General features: G+C 73.7%; 12 protein-coding genes. 1 reads left to right on the top strand and 11 read right to left on the bottom strand.

Translation table 11 applies throughout. From position 1 onward, the window contains the following. Position 1: 1 nt before the first annotated feature. From ABTY62_RS09065 to ABTY62_RS09015, 11 genes are all read right to left on the bottom strand, one after another. Positions 2-850 (bottom strand): TatD family hydrolase, encoded by an 849-nt coding sequence (locus ABTY62_RS09065; RefSeq protein WP_352128754.1) that lies wholly within the window; start codon positions 848-850, stop codon positions 2-4. Next, complete coding sequence (locus ABTY62_RS09060) at positions 850-1,524, bottom strand: EboA domain-containing protein (RefSeq protein ID WP_352128753.1); 675 nt, start codon at positions 1,522-1,524, stop codon at positions 850-852. Before ABTY62_RS09060 ends, ABTY62_RS09065 begins: the two co-directional genes overlap by 1 nt. Next, on the bottom strand, positions 1,521-2,684 hold the full coding sequence (locus tag ABTY62_RS09055) for a sugar phosphate isomerase/epimerase family protein (protein WP_352128752.1): 1,164 nt from the start codon (positions 2,682-2,684) through the stop codon (positions 1,521-1,523). The genes ABTY62_RS09060 and ABTY62_RS09055 overlap by 4 nt, the downstream gene beginning before the upstream one ends. Continuing rightward, a complete protein-coding gene (locus ABTY62_RS09050) occupies positions 2,681-3,559 on the bottom strand; it encodes an SCO3242 family prenyltransferase (RefSeq protein ID WP_352128751.1) in 879 nt (292 codons plus the stop codon). Before ABTY62_RS09050 ends, ABTY62_RS09055 begins: the two co-directional genes overlap by 4 nt. After that, the gene (locus ABTY62_RS09045) at positions 3,556-4,683 is read right to left on the bottom strand and encodes an inositol-3-phosphate synthase (RefSeq protein WP_352128750.1); all 1,128 of its coding nucleotides are present in this window, start codon (positions 4,681-4,683) and stop codon (positions 3,556-3,558) included. Before ABTY62_RS09045 ends, ABTY62_RS09050 begins: the two co-directional genes overlap by 4 nt. Positions 4,684-4,815: 132 nt before the next feature. Further along, positions 4,816-7,302, bottom strand: coding sequence for a PQQ-dependent sugar dehydrogenase (locus tag ABTY62_RS09040; protein WP_352128749.1), 2,487 nt, complete (start codon positions 7,300-7,302; stop codon positions 4,816-4,818). Positions 7,303-7,435: 133 nt separating this feature from the next. Continuing rightward, positions 7,436-8,680 carry a Gfo/Idh/MocA family protein gene (locus ABTY62_RS09035; RefSeq protein WP_352128748.1) on the bottom strand — a complete coding sequence of 415 codons (1,245 nt, stop codon included), beginning with the start codon at positions 8,678-8,680 and terminating at the stop codon, positions 7,436-7,438. A gap of 51 nt (positions 8,681-8,731) precedes the next feature. Then, positions 8,732-9,772, bottom strand: a complete 1,041-nt coding sequence (locus ABTY62_RS09030) for a substrate-binding domain-containing protein (protein WP_352128747.1) — start codon at positions 9,770-9,772, stop codon at positions 8,732-8,734. Between the two features lie 18 nt (positions 9,773-9,790). Continuing rightward, positions 9,791-10,810 carry an ABC transporter permease gene (locus ABTY62_RS09025; protein WP_352128746.1) on the bottom strand — a complete coding sequence of 340 codons (1,020 nt, stop codon included), beginning with the start codon at positions 10,808-10,810 and terminating at the stop codon, positions 9,791-9,793. After that, the gene (locus tag ABTY62_RS09020; protein WP_352128745.1) at positions 10,807-12,324 is read right to left on the bottom strand and encodes a sugar ABC transporter ATP-binding protein; all 1,518 of its coding nucleotides are present in this window, start codon (positions 12,322-12,324) and stop codon (positions 10,807-10,809) included. The genes ABTY62_RS09025 and ABTY62_RS09020 overlap by 4 nt, the downstream gene beginning before the upstream one ends. Positions 12,325-12,605: 281 nt before the next feature. Beyond that, a complete protein-coding gene (locus ABTY62_RS09015) occupies positions 12,606-13,787 on the bottom strand; it encodes an ROK family protein (RefSeq protein WP_352128744.1) in 1,182 nt (393 codons plus the stop codon). A 186-nt stretch (positions 13,788-13,973) separates the two neighbouring features. Between ABTY62_RS09015 and ABTY62_RS09010 the strand changes: the two genes are divergently transcribed. Continuing rightward, positions 13,974-15,737: a hypothetical protein gene (locus ABTY62_RS09010; RefSeq protein WP_352128743.1), complete on the top strand. Its 1,764-nt coding sequence runs from the start codon at positions 13,974-13,976 to the stop codon at positions 15,735-15,737. The last annotated feature ends 378 nt before the right edge of the window (positions 15,738-16,115 follow it).

The following is a 16,115-nucleotide window of genomic DNA, read 5'->3' as shown; positions in this document are numbered from 1 at the left end:
CTCACTCCCCTCCGCGCAGCACGGAGTTGCCCTCGTGGGTGGCCTCCGGCGGGGCGACCTCGAGTTCCAGGCGGCCGCTGAGCCCGTAGAAGGCGACGGGGTTGCGCCACAGCACCCGGTCCACGTCGTCCTCGGTGAACCCGTCGGCCAGCATCAGATCGGCCACCCGCCGGGTCTTCAGCGGATCGCTTCTGCCCCAGTCGGCGGCGGAGTTCACCAGCACCTTCTCCGGCCCGTACGCGCGCAGGATCGCCACCATCCGGCGCTCGTCCATCTTGGTGTCGGGGTAGACGGAGAACCCCAGCCAGCAGCCGCTGTCCTTGGCCTCCTTGACCGTCGTCTCGTTGAGGTGGTCCACCAGCACCCGGTCCACGGGCAGCGCGGACTCGCGGACGGCGTCGAGGGTGCGGCGCAGCCCGGCGAGCTTGTCGCGGTGCGGGGTGTGCACGAGCGCGGGCAGGCCGTGGTCGGCGGCGAGCTGGAGCTGCGCGGCGAGGGCGGTGTCCTCGGCGGGGGTCATCGAGTCGTAGCCGATCTCGCCCACGGCCACGACCTGGTCCTTGACGAGATAGCGGGGCAGCTCGTCGAGGACGGGGGCACAGCGCGGGTCGTTCGCCTCCTTCGGGTTGAGGGCGAGGGTGCAGTGGTGGGCGATGCCGTACTGGGCGGCGCGGAAGGGCTCCCAGCCGAGCAGGGAGTCGAAGTAGTCGAGGAAGGAGGCGGGCGAGGTGCGGGGCTGGCCGAGCCAGAACGACGGCTCGACGACGGCGCGGATCCCGGCGGCGCGCATGGCCTCGTAGTCGTCGGTGGTGCGGGAGGTCATATGGATGTGGGGGTCGAACAGGCGCATCAGGACTCCTTGCCGTGGGGGTGGTCCGCCTCGGGGTCTTCGGCGGCCAGGGCCAGGACGCGGTACAGGTCGGCGGGGACGGGCCGGTCGGCGGCGGTGCGCTCGGCCGCGTAGTCGGCGAGCATGCGGGCGAGTTCGGCGTCGCCGCGTCCGCGCTCCGCGAGCCCTGCCACGGCGTCCACGGGGACGCCGGTGAACAGGCACTTCAGGACGGCGTGCCGCCAGCCGTGGGGGTCCAGGTGGCGGGCCGCGTACGGGCCGAGGGCGGCGGCGAGGAGGCTGGTGTCGTTGGTGCGCAGGGCGTCCTCGACCAGCGGCACCGCGTCGGGGCCGGGCACCAGGTGCGGCAGGGCGCTCAGCACGGCGCGGCGTTCTGCGGCCGTGCCCTGGTGGTAGAGGCGGGCGAGGGTGGCGGGGTCGGCCTGGGCCGCGTGCAGGATGAGGAGGCGGGCGGCGTCGGCGTGCCGGCTGCCGCAGCGGCGCCCGGCCTCGGCCACGCGCAGCTCCCACGCGGGCCTGGGCCCGCCGGGGTGGGCGGCGGCCTCGTCCAGGGCCTGCCGGAGCCAGGCGCGGGCGGCCGGGTGGAGGTGGCTGTCGAGGTGGTCGCGGAGGGCGTCGGGGGTGGGGTCCGGGGTAGGGTCCGGGCCGGTTCCCGTGGCGGGCGAGTGGGTCATGGGGTGCTCCCTTCCGGCACGGTGGTGTCGGGGACGGCGGAGACCGGGTTGGCGGCGGCCGGAGCGGCAGTGACCAGGGCTGCGACGGCCGGGGCTGCTACGGCTGGGGCTGCTACGGCCGGGGCTGCTACGGCCGGGTTGGTGGCGACCGGAGCGGCAGTGACCGGGGCTGCTACGGCCGGGTTGGCGGAGACCGGGGTGGCGGCGACTTGGGCGGCGGCGGTCGGCGCGGCCGTGAACGGGTCACCGGCGCCCGAGGCGCCCGAGGCGCCCGAGGCGCTCGCGGCCGGGGCGGTCGCCGCCGCGGCGGCGGCAGCGCGGCGCAGGAACGGCAGGGAGGTCTCGGCGTAGTGGGGGCCGGCGTGGGAGTGGCGGGGCAGCTCGACGACGGTCAGGCCCTGGTAGCCGGTGGCGGCGAGCGCCGCGAGAAGGGGCGGGAAGTCCATCTCGCCCTCCCCGAACGGGAGGTGGTCGTGGACGCCGCGCCGCATGTCCTCGATCTGGACGTGCCGCAGCCAGGGCGCGGCGGCGCGCACGCAGTCGGCGGGCGGCAGGGGTTCCAGGCACTGGCAGTGGCCGAGGTCCAGGGTGAGGCCCAGCGCGGGCGGGTCGCCGAGGAGGCCGCGGAGGTGGTGGAAGTCGGCGAGGGTGGCGAGGAGGTGGCCGGGTTCGGGCTCGACGGCGAGCGGGACCCCGGCGGCGTCGGCGGCCTCCAGGACCGGGGTGAGGGCGGCGGCGAGCCGCTCCCAGGCCGTGGCCGCGTCGTCGTCGGGCGGAACGATTCCGCTGAAGCAGTGCACGGCGTGCGCGCCGAGGTCGGCGGCCACCCGGACCGCGCGCAGCAGGAGGTCCACGCGGCGGGCGCGGGCCTCCGGGTCCGGGTCGAGGAGCGAGGGGCCGTGTTTGCGGCGGGGGTCCAGGACGTAGCGGGCGCCGGTCTCCACGGTGACGTCGAGCCCGAGGGCGGCCAGGCGCCGGGCGACCCGCCCCGTGCGGGCGGCGAGGTCGGGGGCCAGCGGGTCGAGGTGCATGTGGTCGAGGGTCAGGCCGACGCCGTCGTAGCCGAGGTCGGCGAGGAGGGCGAGGGCGTCGTCGAGGCGGAGGTCGGCGAGGCCGTTGGTGCCGTAGCCGAACCGGAGGGCCGTCCCCTGGGAGGTCATGTGACGCTCACCCGCTTCGAGAAGCGCCGTGCCAGCGCGGCGAGGGCGGCCGTGCCCAGCGCGGTCGCCCCGGCCCCGGCGCGGGCGGCGAGGGCCGCCTGGAGCGGGATGGTGGCGCGGATTCCGGCGCCCACGGCGCGCTGGGTCAGCGGGGGTGAGGGGTTGAGGGCGGCGTGCAGGTAGGGGCGGGCCGTGGCGGAGGCGTAGTTGAGTGCGAGCGCGGTGGGGAGGAAGTGCCGGCGGAAGGGCGACGGCCGGTCGCGTCCCGGGTCGCCCGGCAGCAGCCGGGTCAGGGTGGCCGTGGCGGCCAGCGCCGCGAGCGGGGCGATCGGGGTGCCGTCGCGGGTCTCCTGGCGGGAGACGGCGGTGACGGCGAGGGTGTGGGTGGAGAGCAGGGCCGCCGAGGGCAGGGCCGGGCGGACCCGGCCACCGGTGGCCGCGGCGCCGAGGAGCAGGTCAAGGCCGCGGGCGGCGGCCATGGCGCCGGGCCCGGCGGGCGTGCGCTTCAGGACCAGGTCGTACGACCAGACGGTGGCCGCAAGCGGCACCGCGACCGCCAGCGCCGGGCGCCCCGCGCGGGCGGCCAGGGCGAGGCCCGCGGCCGTGAGGGCGCAGGCGGCGGCGAGGGCGGCGGCGGGACGGACCCGGCCGGACGGGAGCGGGCGGTGCGGGCGCTCGACGGCGTCCTCCTTCTGGTCCGCCCAGTCGTTGAGGGCCATCCCGGCCTCGTACAGGCACAGGGAGCAGCCGACGGCGAGCGCGGTACGGCGGTCGGGGCGGGCGGCGACGGCGGCCGCGCCGGCCAGCCCGTCGCCGGGGACGGTGAACAGGGCGGGCAGGCGCAGCAGTTCGGCCCAGGCGCGGAGTCGGCTCACTCGCCCTCCCCCAGCCCCCGGCCGAACCGCACCAGTTCCGCGTACTGCTCGCCCAGCGCCGACGGCGCCTGGCCGACCGGGTCCTTGAAGAAGAAGGCCAGTTCGGCGAGGGGGCCGCGCAGACCGGTCTCGTGGGCGCGGGCGACGAGCCGGGCCAGGTCGAGGACCAGGGGCGCGGCGAGCGCCGAGTCGCAGCCCTGCCAGATGGTCTGGAGGACCATGCGGGTGCCGAGGAAGCCGTCGAAGGCCACGTGGTCCCAGGCGGTCTTCCAGTCGCCGAGCGCGGGCACGTCGTCGATGTGGACCTCGCCCTCGGGGGTGGTGCCGAGAGTGTCCGCGAGGACGCGTTCCTTGCCGGCGTTCTTCGCCGCGGCGGCGGCCGGGTCGGCGAGGGAGGCCCCGTCGCCGCCGCCGAGGAGGTTGGTGCCGGACCAGGCCCGGACGTCCAGCGCCCGCTGGGCGAACATGGGGCCGAGGACGGAGCGCAGCAGGGTCTGGCCGGTCTTGCCGTCGCGGCCCGCGTACGGGAGTCCGCTGGACGCGGCGAGCGGGGCGAGCACCGGGTGGTGCAGGCCCGTGGACGGGGTGAAGTTGACGTACGGGCAGCCGGCGCGCAGGGCGGCGGCCGCGTAGAGCGAGCTGGGCGGGAGGCCCGTGTCGGACGACGGGGCCGGTTCGGTGGAGGCGACGTTCACGACGACCGCGCGCTCCAGGCCGAGCCGGGTGACGAAGTCCTGGAGGTCGGCGGCGAAGGCGGCGATCAGTTCGTCCTCGTCCCGGGTGTCGCCGGGGAGCGGGCCGCCGGGCCTGATCTCCGCGTCGGCGGCGGCGAGTTCGGCGGCGACGGCGGAGGGCAGGCCGGGCGGGAGGACGCCGCCGGCGGCCAGTTGTTCGGCGCGTTTGGGCAGGGGGCAGTCCGTGGTGTCGTGGCCGCCGAAGACCAGGGAGGACAGGGCGGGCAGGCCGCTGCCGGCGAAGGCGGGCTCCTCGGTGACCAGGCCGGTCGGCGGGCGCAGCCCCGCGGTCACGGCGGCGCATCCGGCGACGACGGTGGTCGCGACGGAGCCGCGGGCCCCGACCAGCCAGACGCCGACCCGAGGGGGACGGGAGAGGGACGCGGACATGGGCTGCCTCCTTGTCCGGGGAACGAGATCCCGGAGGGGATGAGGGGTAGCTGCCGGAAGGGATGAGGGTGGTGACGGCGGGCGGGAGTCCGGCGTCTCCCGCCCGCCGCCGTTCAGTGGCCCTTGGCGGGCTCAGCCGGTCGTGAAGGTGAAGCCGTCGAGCTCATAGAGGGCACCGCTGCCGCCCTTGAAGACGAGGTAGAGCGTGGTGGTGCCGCGCGGCGCGCGGGACAGGTTGGCGGAGACGTCCTGGTAGGTCTCCCAGCCGCCGGTCACGGGCACCGTGGCCTTGCCGAGCAGGGTGCCGGTGGCCGAGCCCGCGCGGACCTCGAGGGTGCCGCCCGCGCCGGCGGAGGCGATGCGCGCCGTGATCTTCTTGGCGTCGCTCAGGACGTAGGGCTTGAAGGCGATCCAGTCGCCGTTGTCGATGTCACCGACGACCTTGCCGCCCTGGGCGGTGTCATGGGCGACGACCTTCACGCCGGAGCTGGTGCCGAAGTGCTCGGCCTGGCGGTGGCGGGGCTGGAGGACGCTCTGGTCGTGCGAGGTGAGCGCGGCCTGGCCGCCGCCTCCGCCGTCGGTGTACTCGGCGTCCAGGACGCCGAATATGTTGGCGTCCTCGTCGTGGCCGCCGTCGGCGCTGGACTGGATGGTGCCGGAGCAGCCGTTGGCGGAGGTGAGCGGGTGGCCGTGGGTGTCATGGCCGAGGATCAGGGTGACCTTGACCTTGTCGCAGTCGATGGTCCGGCCGTCCTCGGGGTCGGTGACCTTCACCTTGAACGGGATGGCGTCGCCGAAGCTGAACAGCTGACCGTCCTTGGGCGTCTCGAGGACGACCGTGGGCGCGGTGTTGCCGACGACGATCTGCACGCTGGCGCTGCCGGTGCGCCCGGACGGGTCCTTGGCGGTGACGGTGGCGGTGTAGGTGCCGTTCTTGGAGTACTTGTGGGCCGGGCTGGCGGCCGTGGAGGTTCCGCCGTCGCCGAAGTCCCAGCTGTAGGTGAGGGTGTCGCCGTCCTGGTCGGTGGTGCCGGCCGAGGAGAACTGGACCTTCATCGGGGCCTGGCCGGAGGTGCGGTCAGCGGAGGCCTGGGGCGACGGGGAGTGGCCGTCGGTCGCGTTCTCGATGCGGTACAGCGCCGAGTGCTCGTCGCCGCCGAACCAGGCGGTGCCGTAGTCGAGGACGTACAGCGCGCCGTCCGGGCCGAAGGCCATGTCCATCACCTGGGTACCGCTCCAGGGGATGTCGTTGATCGACTGCACCGTGCCGTCGGCGTCGCTGCTGATGCGCTTGATCCAGCGGCGGCCGAACTCACCGGCGAAGAAGTCGCCGTCGTAGGCCTCGGGGAACTTCACGGGCGAGTCGAGGGTGGGGTCGTAGTGGTAGACCGGGCCGCCCATCGGGGACTCGGAGCCGGTGCCGAACTCGGGGACGGATCCGCCGTCGTACGGTATCCAGGCGGGCTGCGCCGGGGGCAGGTCGGTGAGGCCGGTGTTGTTCGGCGAGGTGTTCTTCGGGGCGGAGCAGTCGAAGGCCGCGCCGGAGGTGCGGGTGGCGAAGTCGAAGTCGACGTACGCGTCGTTGGCGCCGGTGCAGTACGGCCAGCCGAAGTTGCCGGGGCCGGTGACGCGGGCGAACTCGACCTGTCCGGACGGGCCGCGGCTCGGGTTGGCGGCGCCGGCGTCGGGGCCGTAGTCGCCGACGTAGAGGATGCCGGTCTTCTTGTCGACGCTGAACCGGAACGGGTTGCGGAAGCCCATCGCGTAGATCTCGGGCCGCGTCTTGTCGGTGCCGGGCTTGAAGAGGTTGCCCTCGGGGATGGAGTACGAGCCGTCGGCCTCGACCTTGATGCGCAGGATCTTGCCGCGCAGGTCGTTGGTGTTGCCCGCGGAGCGCTGGGCGTCGAAGCCGGGGTTGCGGTCGGCGCGCTCGTCGATCGGGGTGTAGCCGTCCGACTGGAAGGGGTTGGTGTCGTCGCCGGTCGACAGGTACAGGTTGCCGGCCGCGTCGAAGTCGATGTCGCCGCCGACGTGGCAGCACAGGCCGCGGGTGGCGGAGACGTCGAGGATCTTCTTCTCGCTGGCGGTGTCGAGGGTGCCGTCGGCCTTCAGCACAAAGCGGGAGAGCCGGTTGACGCCGTCGAAGGGCGCGAAGTCGGCGGCGGTGCCGGTCTCCGGCGCGTCGCCCGCCGGGGTGTTCATCGGGGGCGCGTAGTAGAGGTAGATGAAGCGGTTGTCGGCGAAGCCCGGGTCGACGCCGACGCCTTGCAGGCCCTCCTCGTCATGGGAGTAGACGTCGAGCTTGCCCGCGAGCTTGGTGTTGCCCGCGGCGTCGGTCAGGCGCAGTTCGCCGTCGCGGGAGGTGTGCAGGACGGAGCGGTCGGGGAGGACGGCCAGCGACATGGGCTCGCCGACCTCCGCCTCCCCCTTGGCGAGGGTGACCTGCTGGAAGTCCTCGGCCGCCGCGGCCTTGTCCTGGCCGGTGACGGCTGCGCCGGCCTGGGGGGTGGTGAGGGTCAGGCCCGCGCCGGCGAGAAGCACGCCGCTCAGCAGCGCGATCGCCTTGCGCAGTGGGGATCTAGGGGTTCGGGTGCGGGTGGTGCGGTCGTTCCCGTGCACGAAATGCCTCCAGAATGGGGCCGGTTGTACGGTCGGGCGCGTACGCCGGGATGCGCCGTCATCCCGGGGCTGTGAGAACCGGCGCGCTGGGCGCCGGCTGGAGAGTGCCGCGTCGGAGAGGGCCGACGGCGGCTCAGGGTCGTGGGTCCGCGATGGGGGTGTAGACGGAGTTCTTCTCCGCGCTCTCCTCCACCGCGGCGAGGACGCGCTGCACTTGGAGCCCGTCGGCGAACGACGGTTCGGGGCGGCGGTCCTCGGCGATGGCGTGGACCAGGTCGCGGGCCTGGTGGACGAAGCTGTGCTCGTAGCCGAGGCCGTGCCCCGGCGGCCACCAGGCGTCCAGGTAGGGGTGGTCGGGCTCGGTGACCAGGATGCGGCGGAAGCCGGCCTCGGCGCCGGGCTGGCCGGCGTCATGGAACCACAGTTCGTTGAGGCGCTCCAGATCGAAGGCGAGCGAGCCTCGGTCGCCGTTGAGCTCGATGCGCAGCGCGTTCTTGCGGCCGGTGGCGTAGCGGGTGGCCTCGAAGGAGGCGAGGGCGCCGGAGGCGAACCGGCCGGTGAACAGCGCGGCGTCGTCCACGGTGACCTCGCCGGTGCCCGCCGCGGCCACGGCGCTCAGGCCGCTTGCGGGGCCGCCGGGCAGCGGGCGTTCCCGTACGAAGGTCTCGGTCAGGGCGGACACCCCGGCCAGCCTCTCCCCCGCCAGATACTGGGCCAGGTCGACGATGTGCGCGCCGAGGTCCCCCAGCGAGCCGGAGCCCGCCGACTCCTTGCGCAGCCGCCAGGTCAGGGGGGCCTCCGGGTCCACCAGCCAGTCCTGGAGGTAGGTCGCCCGGACGTGGCGCAGGGCGCCGATCCGCCCGTCGGCGACCATGCGGCGGGCGAAGGCGGTGGCGGGGAGCCGGCGGTAGTTGAAGCCCGTCATCCCCAGCAGCCGGCCGCGCCGGTACGCCTCCTCGGCCGCGGCGGTCATGGCCTCGGCCTCCCGCACGGTGTTGGCGAGGGGCTTCTCGCACAGAACGTGCTTGCCGGCGGCCAGCGCGGCGACCGCGATCTCGGCGTGGCTGTCGCCGGGGGTGCAGATATCGACGAGGTCGACGTCGTCCCGGGCGATCAGTGCGCGCCAGTCGGTCTCGGTGGCCGCCCAGCCGTGCCGGTCCGCCGCCGCTTGTACGGCGGCGGCGTCGCGGCCGCAGATCACGGCCAGGACCGGCTGCCGGGGCAGGTCGAAGACGCGTCCCGCGGTGCGCCAGCCCTGGGAGTGGGCGGCGCCCATGAAGGCGTATCCGACCATGCCCACGCGCAGCGGGGGTTTTCCGGCCCCCGGTGCGGCCTCGGCCGCCGGCTCCTGCTCCGCTGACTGCTGCGGCTGTTCCATGCGCTCGTCCTCCTGTTCGTCATGACACGGCGGGGGTGCGGGCGGGGCGCCTCATCGGAAGCCGGTGGGCATGTACTGGTCCACGTTGTCCTTGTCGACGACGGCCGAGTAGAGGGTGATCGACGCCGGGATCTCGTACTCGGCGAGGCCGCTGACGCCCTTGCTCTGGCCGAGGGCGCGGGCGAGGTCGATCGCGGAGGCCGCCATGGTCGGGGGGTACAGGACGGTGGCCTTCAGCACGCCCTTGTCCTGCTTGATGGCCTGGAACGCGGAGAGCGCGCCGGCCCCGCCGACCATCAGGAACTCGTCCCGCCCGGCCTGTTCGATGGCGCGCAGCGCGCCCACGCCCTGGTCGTCGTCGTGGTTCCACAGGGCGTCGAACTTCGACTGGGCCTGGAGGAGCTGGGCCATCTTGGCCTGCCCGGACTCGACCGTGAACTCGGCCGCCTGGCGGGCCACCTTCTCGATGTTGGGGTAGTTCTTCAGCGCGTCGTCGAAGCCCTGGGTGCGCTGCTTGGTCAGCTCCAGGCTGTCCACGCCCGCCAACTCGATGACCTTCGCGTTCTTCTTGCCCTTGAGCTTCTCGCCGATGTAGTGCCCGGCGTTGAGACCCATGCCGTAGTTGTCGCCGCCGATCCAGCAGCGGTACGCCTGGGCGGTGTTGAAGATCCGGTCGAGGTTGACGACCGGGATGCCCGACCTCATGGCCTTGAGGCCGACCTGGGTGAGGGCCTTGCCGTCGGCGGGCAGGATGACCAGGACGTCGACCTTCTTGTTGATGAGGGTCTCGATCTGGCCGATCTGCTGCGCGGTGTCGTTGGAGCCCTCGGTGGTCTCCAGGGTGACGTCGGAGTATTTCTTCGCCCGGCTCTTGGCGTTCTCGTTGATGGCGTTGAGCCAGCCGTGGTCGGCCTGGGGTCCGGCGAAGCCGATGGTGACGTGCTTGCCGGGCTTGTCGTCGGCGGCCGGCTTGGAGTCGGCGGCGGGGCTCTTGTCGTTGTTCTCGTTGCTGGTGCAAGCGGTGAGAAACGCTCCGGCGGACACCGCGGCGGTCCCGAAGAGGAGTCCTCTGCGGCTGGTGTGCTCTGGCATGGCGGGTGAACCCTTTCCTCAGGCCGTATTCGCGGTGCGGCGTTGGACCAGCACGGCGGCGACGATGATCGCGCCCTTGGCGATCTGCTGGACGTCGCTCTGGAGGTTGTTGAGGGCGAAGATGTTGGTGATGGTGGTGAAGATCAGGACGCCGAGGACCGAGCCGGTGATGGTGCCCCGGCCGCCGGTCAGCAGGGTGCCGCCGATGATCGCGGCGGCGATGGCGTCGAGTTCGTACAGGTTGCCGTTGGTGTTCTGGCCGGAGCCGGACAGCACGATCAGCAGGAAGGCGGCGATGCCGCAGCACAGGCCCGACAGCAGATAGAGATAGAGCCGCTGGCGCCGGACGTCGATGCCCGCGAGCCGGGCCGCCTCCGCGTTGCCGCCCACCGCGACCGTGCGCCGGCCGAAGGTGGTCCGGTTGAGCACGAACCAGCCGAGGAGCGTCACGATCGCGAACACCATGACCAGGGGCGGTATGCCCAGGACGTAGGAGTCGCGCTCGCCGAGGTTCAGGATCCCGTCCACGGTGACGATCTGGGTGCTGCCGTCCGTGATCTGGAGGGCGAGGCCGCGCGCCGAGGCGAGCATGGCGAGGGTGGCGATGAAGGGGACCAGGCCGCCGTAGGCGATGAGCAGCCCGTTGACCAGGCCGCAGCCGAGGCCGACCAGCACGGCGGTGAAGAGGATCCCGGCGAACCCGTACTCCTGGGTGGCGACCGTGGTCGCCCACACCGAGGAGAGCGCCACGATCGCGCCCACCGACAGGTCGATGCCCCCGGAGGTGATGACGAAGGTCATGCCGACGGTGACGACGCCGATGATCGACGCCTGGGTGAGCACCAGCTGAAGGTTGTGGGTGTCGAGGAATTCGTCGGGCTTGGTGACACCGCCGACGACGACGAGCACGGCGAGCACGCCGAGCAGCGACAGCGTACGGATGTCGACGCGGGCCCGCAGGCCGCGCCAGGCCGGGGGACGGTCGGCCGCCGGCGCCTTGCCTGCGGCGTCCCGGGGCGGGGAGACGTGCTGCGTCATGACGCCGGGCTTCCTTCCATGACGAGGTCGAGGACACGGTGTTCGTCGAGCTCCCGGGCGGGCGCGCTGTGCACGACCCGCCCCTCGCGGAGCACCAGCACCCGGTCGGCCAGGCCGAGCACCTCGGGCACCTCGCTGGAGACGAGGAGCACCGCGAGGCCTTCGTCGGCCAGTCGGCGGACGACCGCGTACAGCTCGGCGCGGGCGCCCACATCGACGCCGCGGGTGGGCTCGTCCAGCAGCAGCACCCGGCAGCCGCGCAGCAGCCAGCGGGCCAGGACGGCCTTCTGCTGGTTGCCGCCGGACAGGGTGCGCACCGGCACCTCCGGGTTGTCGGGCCGCAGCGACAGTTCGCGCACCGCGGCCCGGGCGGCGCGCCGCTCGGCGCCCCGGTCGATCCAGCCCGCCCGGGAGAAGCGGGAGAGGGTGGAGACCGACACATTGCGGGTGACGGACTCCAGCATCAGCAGGGCCTGCGCCTTGCGCTCCTCGGGAGCCAGTCCGAGCCCGGCGCGCACGGCCGCGCGGACGCTGCCGGGTTTCAGCGGTCTGCCGTCGACGAGGACCTCGCCCGCGGTGGGCTTGCGGGCGCCGTAGACCGTCTCCAGGACTTCGGAGCGCCCGGAGCCGACCAGCCCGGCGAGGCCGACGATCTCACCCGGCCGTATGTCGAGGTCGAGCGGCGCGAACTCGCCGTCGCGGGCCAGCCCGCGGACCCGGAGCACGGGGTCGCCCGCGGGTGGCCTCGCGGGCCGCTCGGGGAAGACGTACTCGACGTTGCGGCCGGTCATCAGGGCGACGACGTCCCGGGTCGGGGTCGTCTTGGCGGGCAGCCCCCCCGCGACCGCCCGCCCGTCCTTGAGCACGGTCACCTGGTCGCCGATCTGCCGGATCTCCTCCAGGCGGTGCGAGATGTAGACGACGGCCACACCGTCGGCGGTCAGGTCGCCGACGATGCGGAAGAGGTTGTTCACCTCGTCCGGGTCGAGCGCGGCGGACGGCTCGTCCATGACGATGAGCCGTACGTGGTGCGAGAGAGCCCGCGCCATGGAGACGATCTGCCGCTGGGCCGCCGACAGTTCGGCCACCGGCCGGGCCGGATCGATCTCCGGGTGTCCCAGCCGCTTGAGCAGTGCGGCCGTCGACGCACGCGCCGCGTTGCCCCGTACGACGAATCCGGCGGCCGTCGGCTCGTGGCCGAGGTGGACGTTCTCCGCCACCGACAGGTGCTCCACCAGGTCGAGCTCCTGGTAGATGGTGGCGATGCCCAGGCGCATCGCGGCGATCGGCGAGCGCAGGGTGACGGGCTCGCCGCGCCAGCGGATGGTGCCGCCGTCCGGCTGATGGGCGCCGGCCAGGACCTTGATGAGGGTGGACTTCCCGGCGCCGTTCTGACCGAGCAGGCAGTGCACCTCACCGGCCTGGACGTCGAGGTCGACGCCGTCCAGGGCACGGACTCCGGGAAACGACTTGGTGATCCCGGACATGCTGAGCAGCGGTGGTTCTGAGGCCATGTGGGTTCCCCTCGGCGGACGCGCGGGCCGGTGGCAGGGCGTGCTGCGCCTGCGGCCGGCGCGGCGCCGGGCAGGCGTATTTCGTACAGGGCGGGGGGTTTGCGGGGAAGGTGCGGGGTGTTTGGGCGCACGGCAGAGCCGGGCGCCGCACGGGCCGAGCGGCCGAGGAGACGGGGTCTACACGAGTCGGATCGCTAGCGCGGGTGGGACGAGCGCGGGTGAGAGGAACGCGGGTGGGACGAGCGCGGGTGAAAGGAGCGCGGGTGAGAGGAGGCGGTCGCTCAGGCGGGTGAGAAGAGGTGGTCGCTGATCAGCCGGGCCGCGCCGGTCACTCCGGCGGTGGGGCCCAACTCTCCCAGGACGATGGGCAGATTGCCGGTCGCGAGCGGCAGCGACTGGCGGTAGACCTGGGTACGGATCGCGGCGAGCAGGGTGTGGCCCAGGCCGGTTACTCCGCCGCCGATCACTAACAGGCCGGGGTTGAAGAAGGAGACGAGACCGGCCAGGACCTGGCCGACGTGGGTGCCGCCCTCGCGGATCAGCTCCAGCGCGGTGGCGTCACCCGCGGTGGCCGCGGCGGCGACGTCGACGGCGGTGAGGGTGCCGCCGGCCTCCAGCCGGGCCGCGAGCTCGGTGGACAGGCCCTGTTGGGCCGCCTGCACCGCGTCGCGGGCCAGCGCCGCACCGCTGAAGTGGGCTTCCAGGCAGCCCCGGTTGCCGCAGGCGCAGGGCCTGCCGCCGGGCACGGCCTGGATGTGGCCGATGTCGCCCGCGCTGCCGGTGGTGCCCCGGTAGACCTGGCCGCCGACCACGATGCCGCAGCCGATGCCGGTACCGATCTTGACGCAGAGGAAGTCGGCGACGCTGCGGGCGACTCCGGCGTGCTGCTCCCCCATCGCCATGAGGTTCACGTCGTTGTCGACCATGATCGGACAGCCGAGTTCCTGGCTGAGCACCTCCCGCACGGGGAAGCCGTCCCAGCCCGGCATGATCGGCGGCGCCACCGGGACGCCCTCGGGGAAGCGCACCGGTCCGGGGACGCCGATCCCGGCGCCGTCGAAGCCCTCGGCGAGCCCTGCGGCCTTCAACTTCCCGGCCATGTCCAGGGCTTGCTCGAAGACCGCGACGGGGCCCTCGCGGACGTCCATCGGCTGGTTGAGGTGGCCGAGGACCTCCAGCTCCGCGTTGGTGACGGCGACGTCGACCGATGTCGCGCCGATGTCGACGCCGAGGAACCTGAGGCCCGGGTTGAGCCGGATGTTGTGGGAGCGGCGGCCGCCGCGCGAGGCGGCGAGTCCGTCGGCCACCACCAGATCCGTCTCCAGCAGCCGGTCCACCTCCACGGCCAGCTTGGACCGGGACAGTTCGACCTGGTCGCCCAGCTGGGCACGGGAGTTGGGGCCGCCGTCACGCAACAGCTTGAGCAGGCGGGCCTGATGGGCGTTGGCCGGTCGCGCCGTCATACGTCTCACAGTCCCCTCCCCGCCCAGATTCGGCCACCAGTGTCGGGCTTTCGTGAGGAACGTAGCAGCGGCTTCCGCACCTGGGAAGAATCTGCGCACGGATTGCTGCTAACTTTCCCCACTCGCAGGACAAAGATCGATGCGGGGCGGCGGGTAGCCATCGTCACCGACGGTAATATCGCCAGGATGACGGGCACGGACACGCTGCGACTGAGGGTTCCGGTCGGCGCCGACGCGGAAAGATGGACGACCCGGGCGGATGTCCGGTTTGTGCTCCTCGTGGTGCACAACGTGACGTCCGCGACCCGACTGCTGGATGTGCTGCCGCTGCTCCGCGACGACCCCCGGGTGCAGCTGGTGGCGACCTGCACGGGGTCCTCGCCGTTTCTGGCCGGCGTGCCCGAGCTGCTGGCCTCGGCGGAGGTGCCGGTCCTCCCCTGGGGGCAGGCGAAGGACACCCCCGTCGCCCTGGCGATATCCGCCGGCTACGGCGGCGAACTCCATGCTCTGCGCGGCCGGTTGGCGGTGCTTCCCCATGGCGTTGGGTACAATAAAAGGCTGGCAACACCGGACAACACCGGACAACACCGGACAACACCGGTCTTCGGGCTCTCGCCCGAGTGGCTGCTGCACGACGGGCGCCCCCTCGCCTCCGCCACCGTGCTGTCCCACCCCGAGCAGCTCGACCGGCTGGCCGCCGCCTGCCCGGAGGCGGTCCCCACGGCCGTACTGGCCGGGGATCCGGCCTACGACCGCGTCCTCGACGCCCTGCCGTACCGCGAGCGGTTCCGCCGCGCCCTCGGGGTCGGCCCGCACCAGCGGCTGATCGTGGTCAACTCCACCTGGTCGCCCCGCTCCCTCTTCGGCGACGGCGGCGAAGGCGACCTGCTGCCCTGGCTGCTGCCCCGCCTGGCGGCCGAGCTGCCCGCGGACGAGTACCGCGCGGTGGCCGTGCTGCACCCCAACATCTGGTACGGGCACGGCCCCGGGCAGGTCCGGGGGTGGCTGGACCGGGCGCGGCGGGCCGGCCTCGGCCTGATCGATCCGCTGCACGGCTGGCGACAGGCCCTGATAGCGGCGGACTGCGTCCTGGGCGACCACGGCAGCGTCACGTACTACGCCGCGTCCCTCGGCAGGCCCGTCCTCCTCGGCGCCTTCCCCGACGGCGACCTCGACCCCGCCTCGCCCGTCGCCGCGCTCGGCCGGGCCGCCCCCAGACTCCGCCCGCATGGCGGGCTGCGCACGCAGATCGACCGCGCCGTCGAGGGCCACGACCCCGGCCGCTACGCCGAGTTGGCCGCCCAGACCACCTCCTCCCCCGGCCGCTCCGCCGCGCTGCTGCGGCGCCTCTTCTACCGCCTCATCGGCATCCCCGAGCCCGCCGCCCGCCCCGCCCTCCTCGACCGGCTGCCCCTGCCGCCGTACGAGCCCGCGGAGCGCACCGCGCCCGTACGGGTCCTGACCCGGCTGATCGGCGCCGACCCGCCGAAGGTCGCGGTCACCCGCCACGCCGACGCCGCCCACGAGCCCGAGGACCCCGACGCGGACGGCGCGCACACGGCCGTGCACACGGCCGTGCACGAGGACACGCGGGACGCCGGGCGGCTGAGCGTCGCGGATGTGATCGTGCGGTACGCGGCGGAGGACGACCCACGGGTCGGCCCGTCTGCCGTCTGGACGGCGGAGGTTCTCGCGCGCCATCCGCACTGCGCGCTCGCGGTGTACGTGAGCGGCCCGGACCGCTGCACCGTGCGCACCCGTCGGGGCGACCTGGTGCGGCTGACGGCCGCGCCCGGCGAGGACGGCCGGGCGGACCTGTGCGACCCGGCCGCGTACGCCTCCGCGCTGCTGGCCTGGCTGAGCCGCAAGCCCCTCGCCGAGGCGGCGCCCGAGCTGACGGTCGTCACGGGCACGGCGCACCACCGGGTGGCGGTGGAGCGCCTGCGGTAGGGCGCACCCGGCGGGTCTTGACGCCTGCGGCGGGCTTCTTCCCCTCCTCGCCGCGGCGAGCCTCTTCCCCTACCCGCCCCTTCCCGAAACTGGGGGCTCCGCCCCCAGACCCCGGGTGGCTGAGGCGAAGCCTCCAGCACGGCGCCGCCGCACACAGTCCCTACGCCCCTTCGCGACTCCTGCCGATACGCGACTCCTGCCGATACGCGGCTCCGCCGCACGGGCGCACCGCCACGCGGGCGCACCGCCACACGGGCGCACCGCCACACGGGCGCACCACCGCACGGGCGCACCGCCACACGGGCGCACCGCCACACGGGCGCACCGCCACACGGGCGCACCGCCACACGGGCGCACCGCCACACGGGCGCACCGCCT

Origin of the sequence: Streptomyces sp. NPDC097640, assembly GCF_040302705.1 — a bacterium.
Lineage (GTDB): Bacteria > Actinomycetota > Actinomycetes > Streptomycetales > Streptomycetaceae > Streptomyces.
This window is presented reverse-complemented; position numbering and strand designations above follow the sequence as displayed.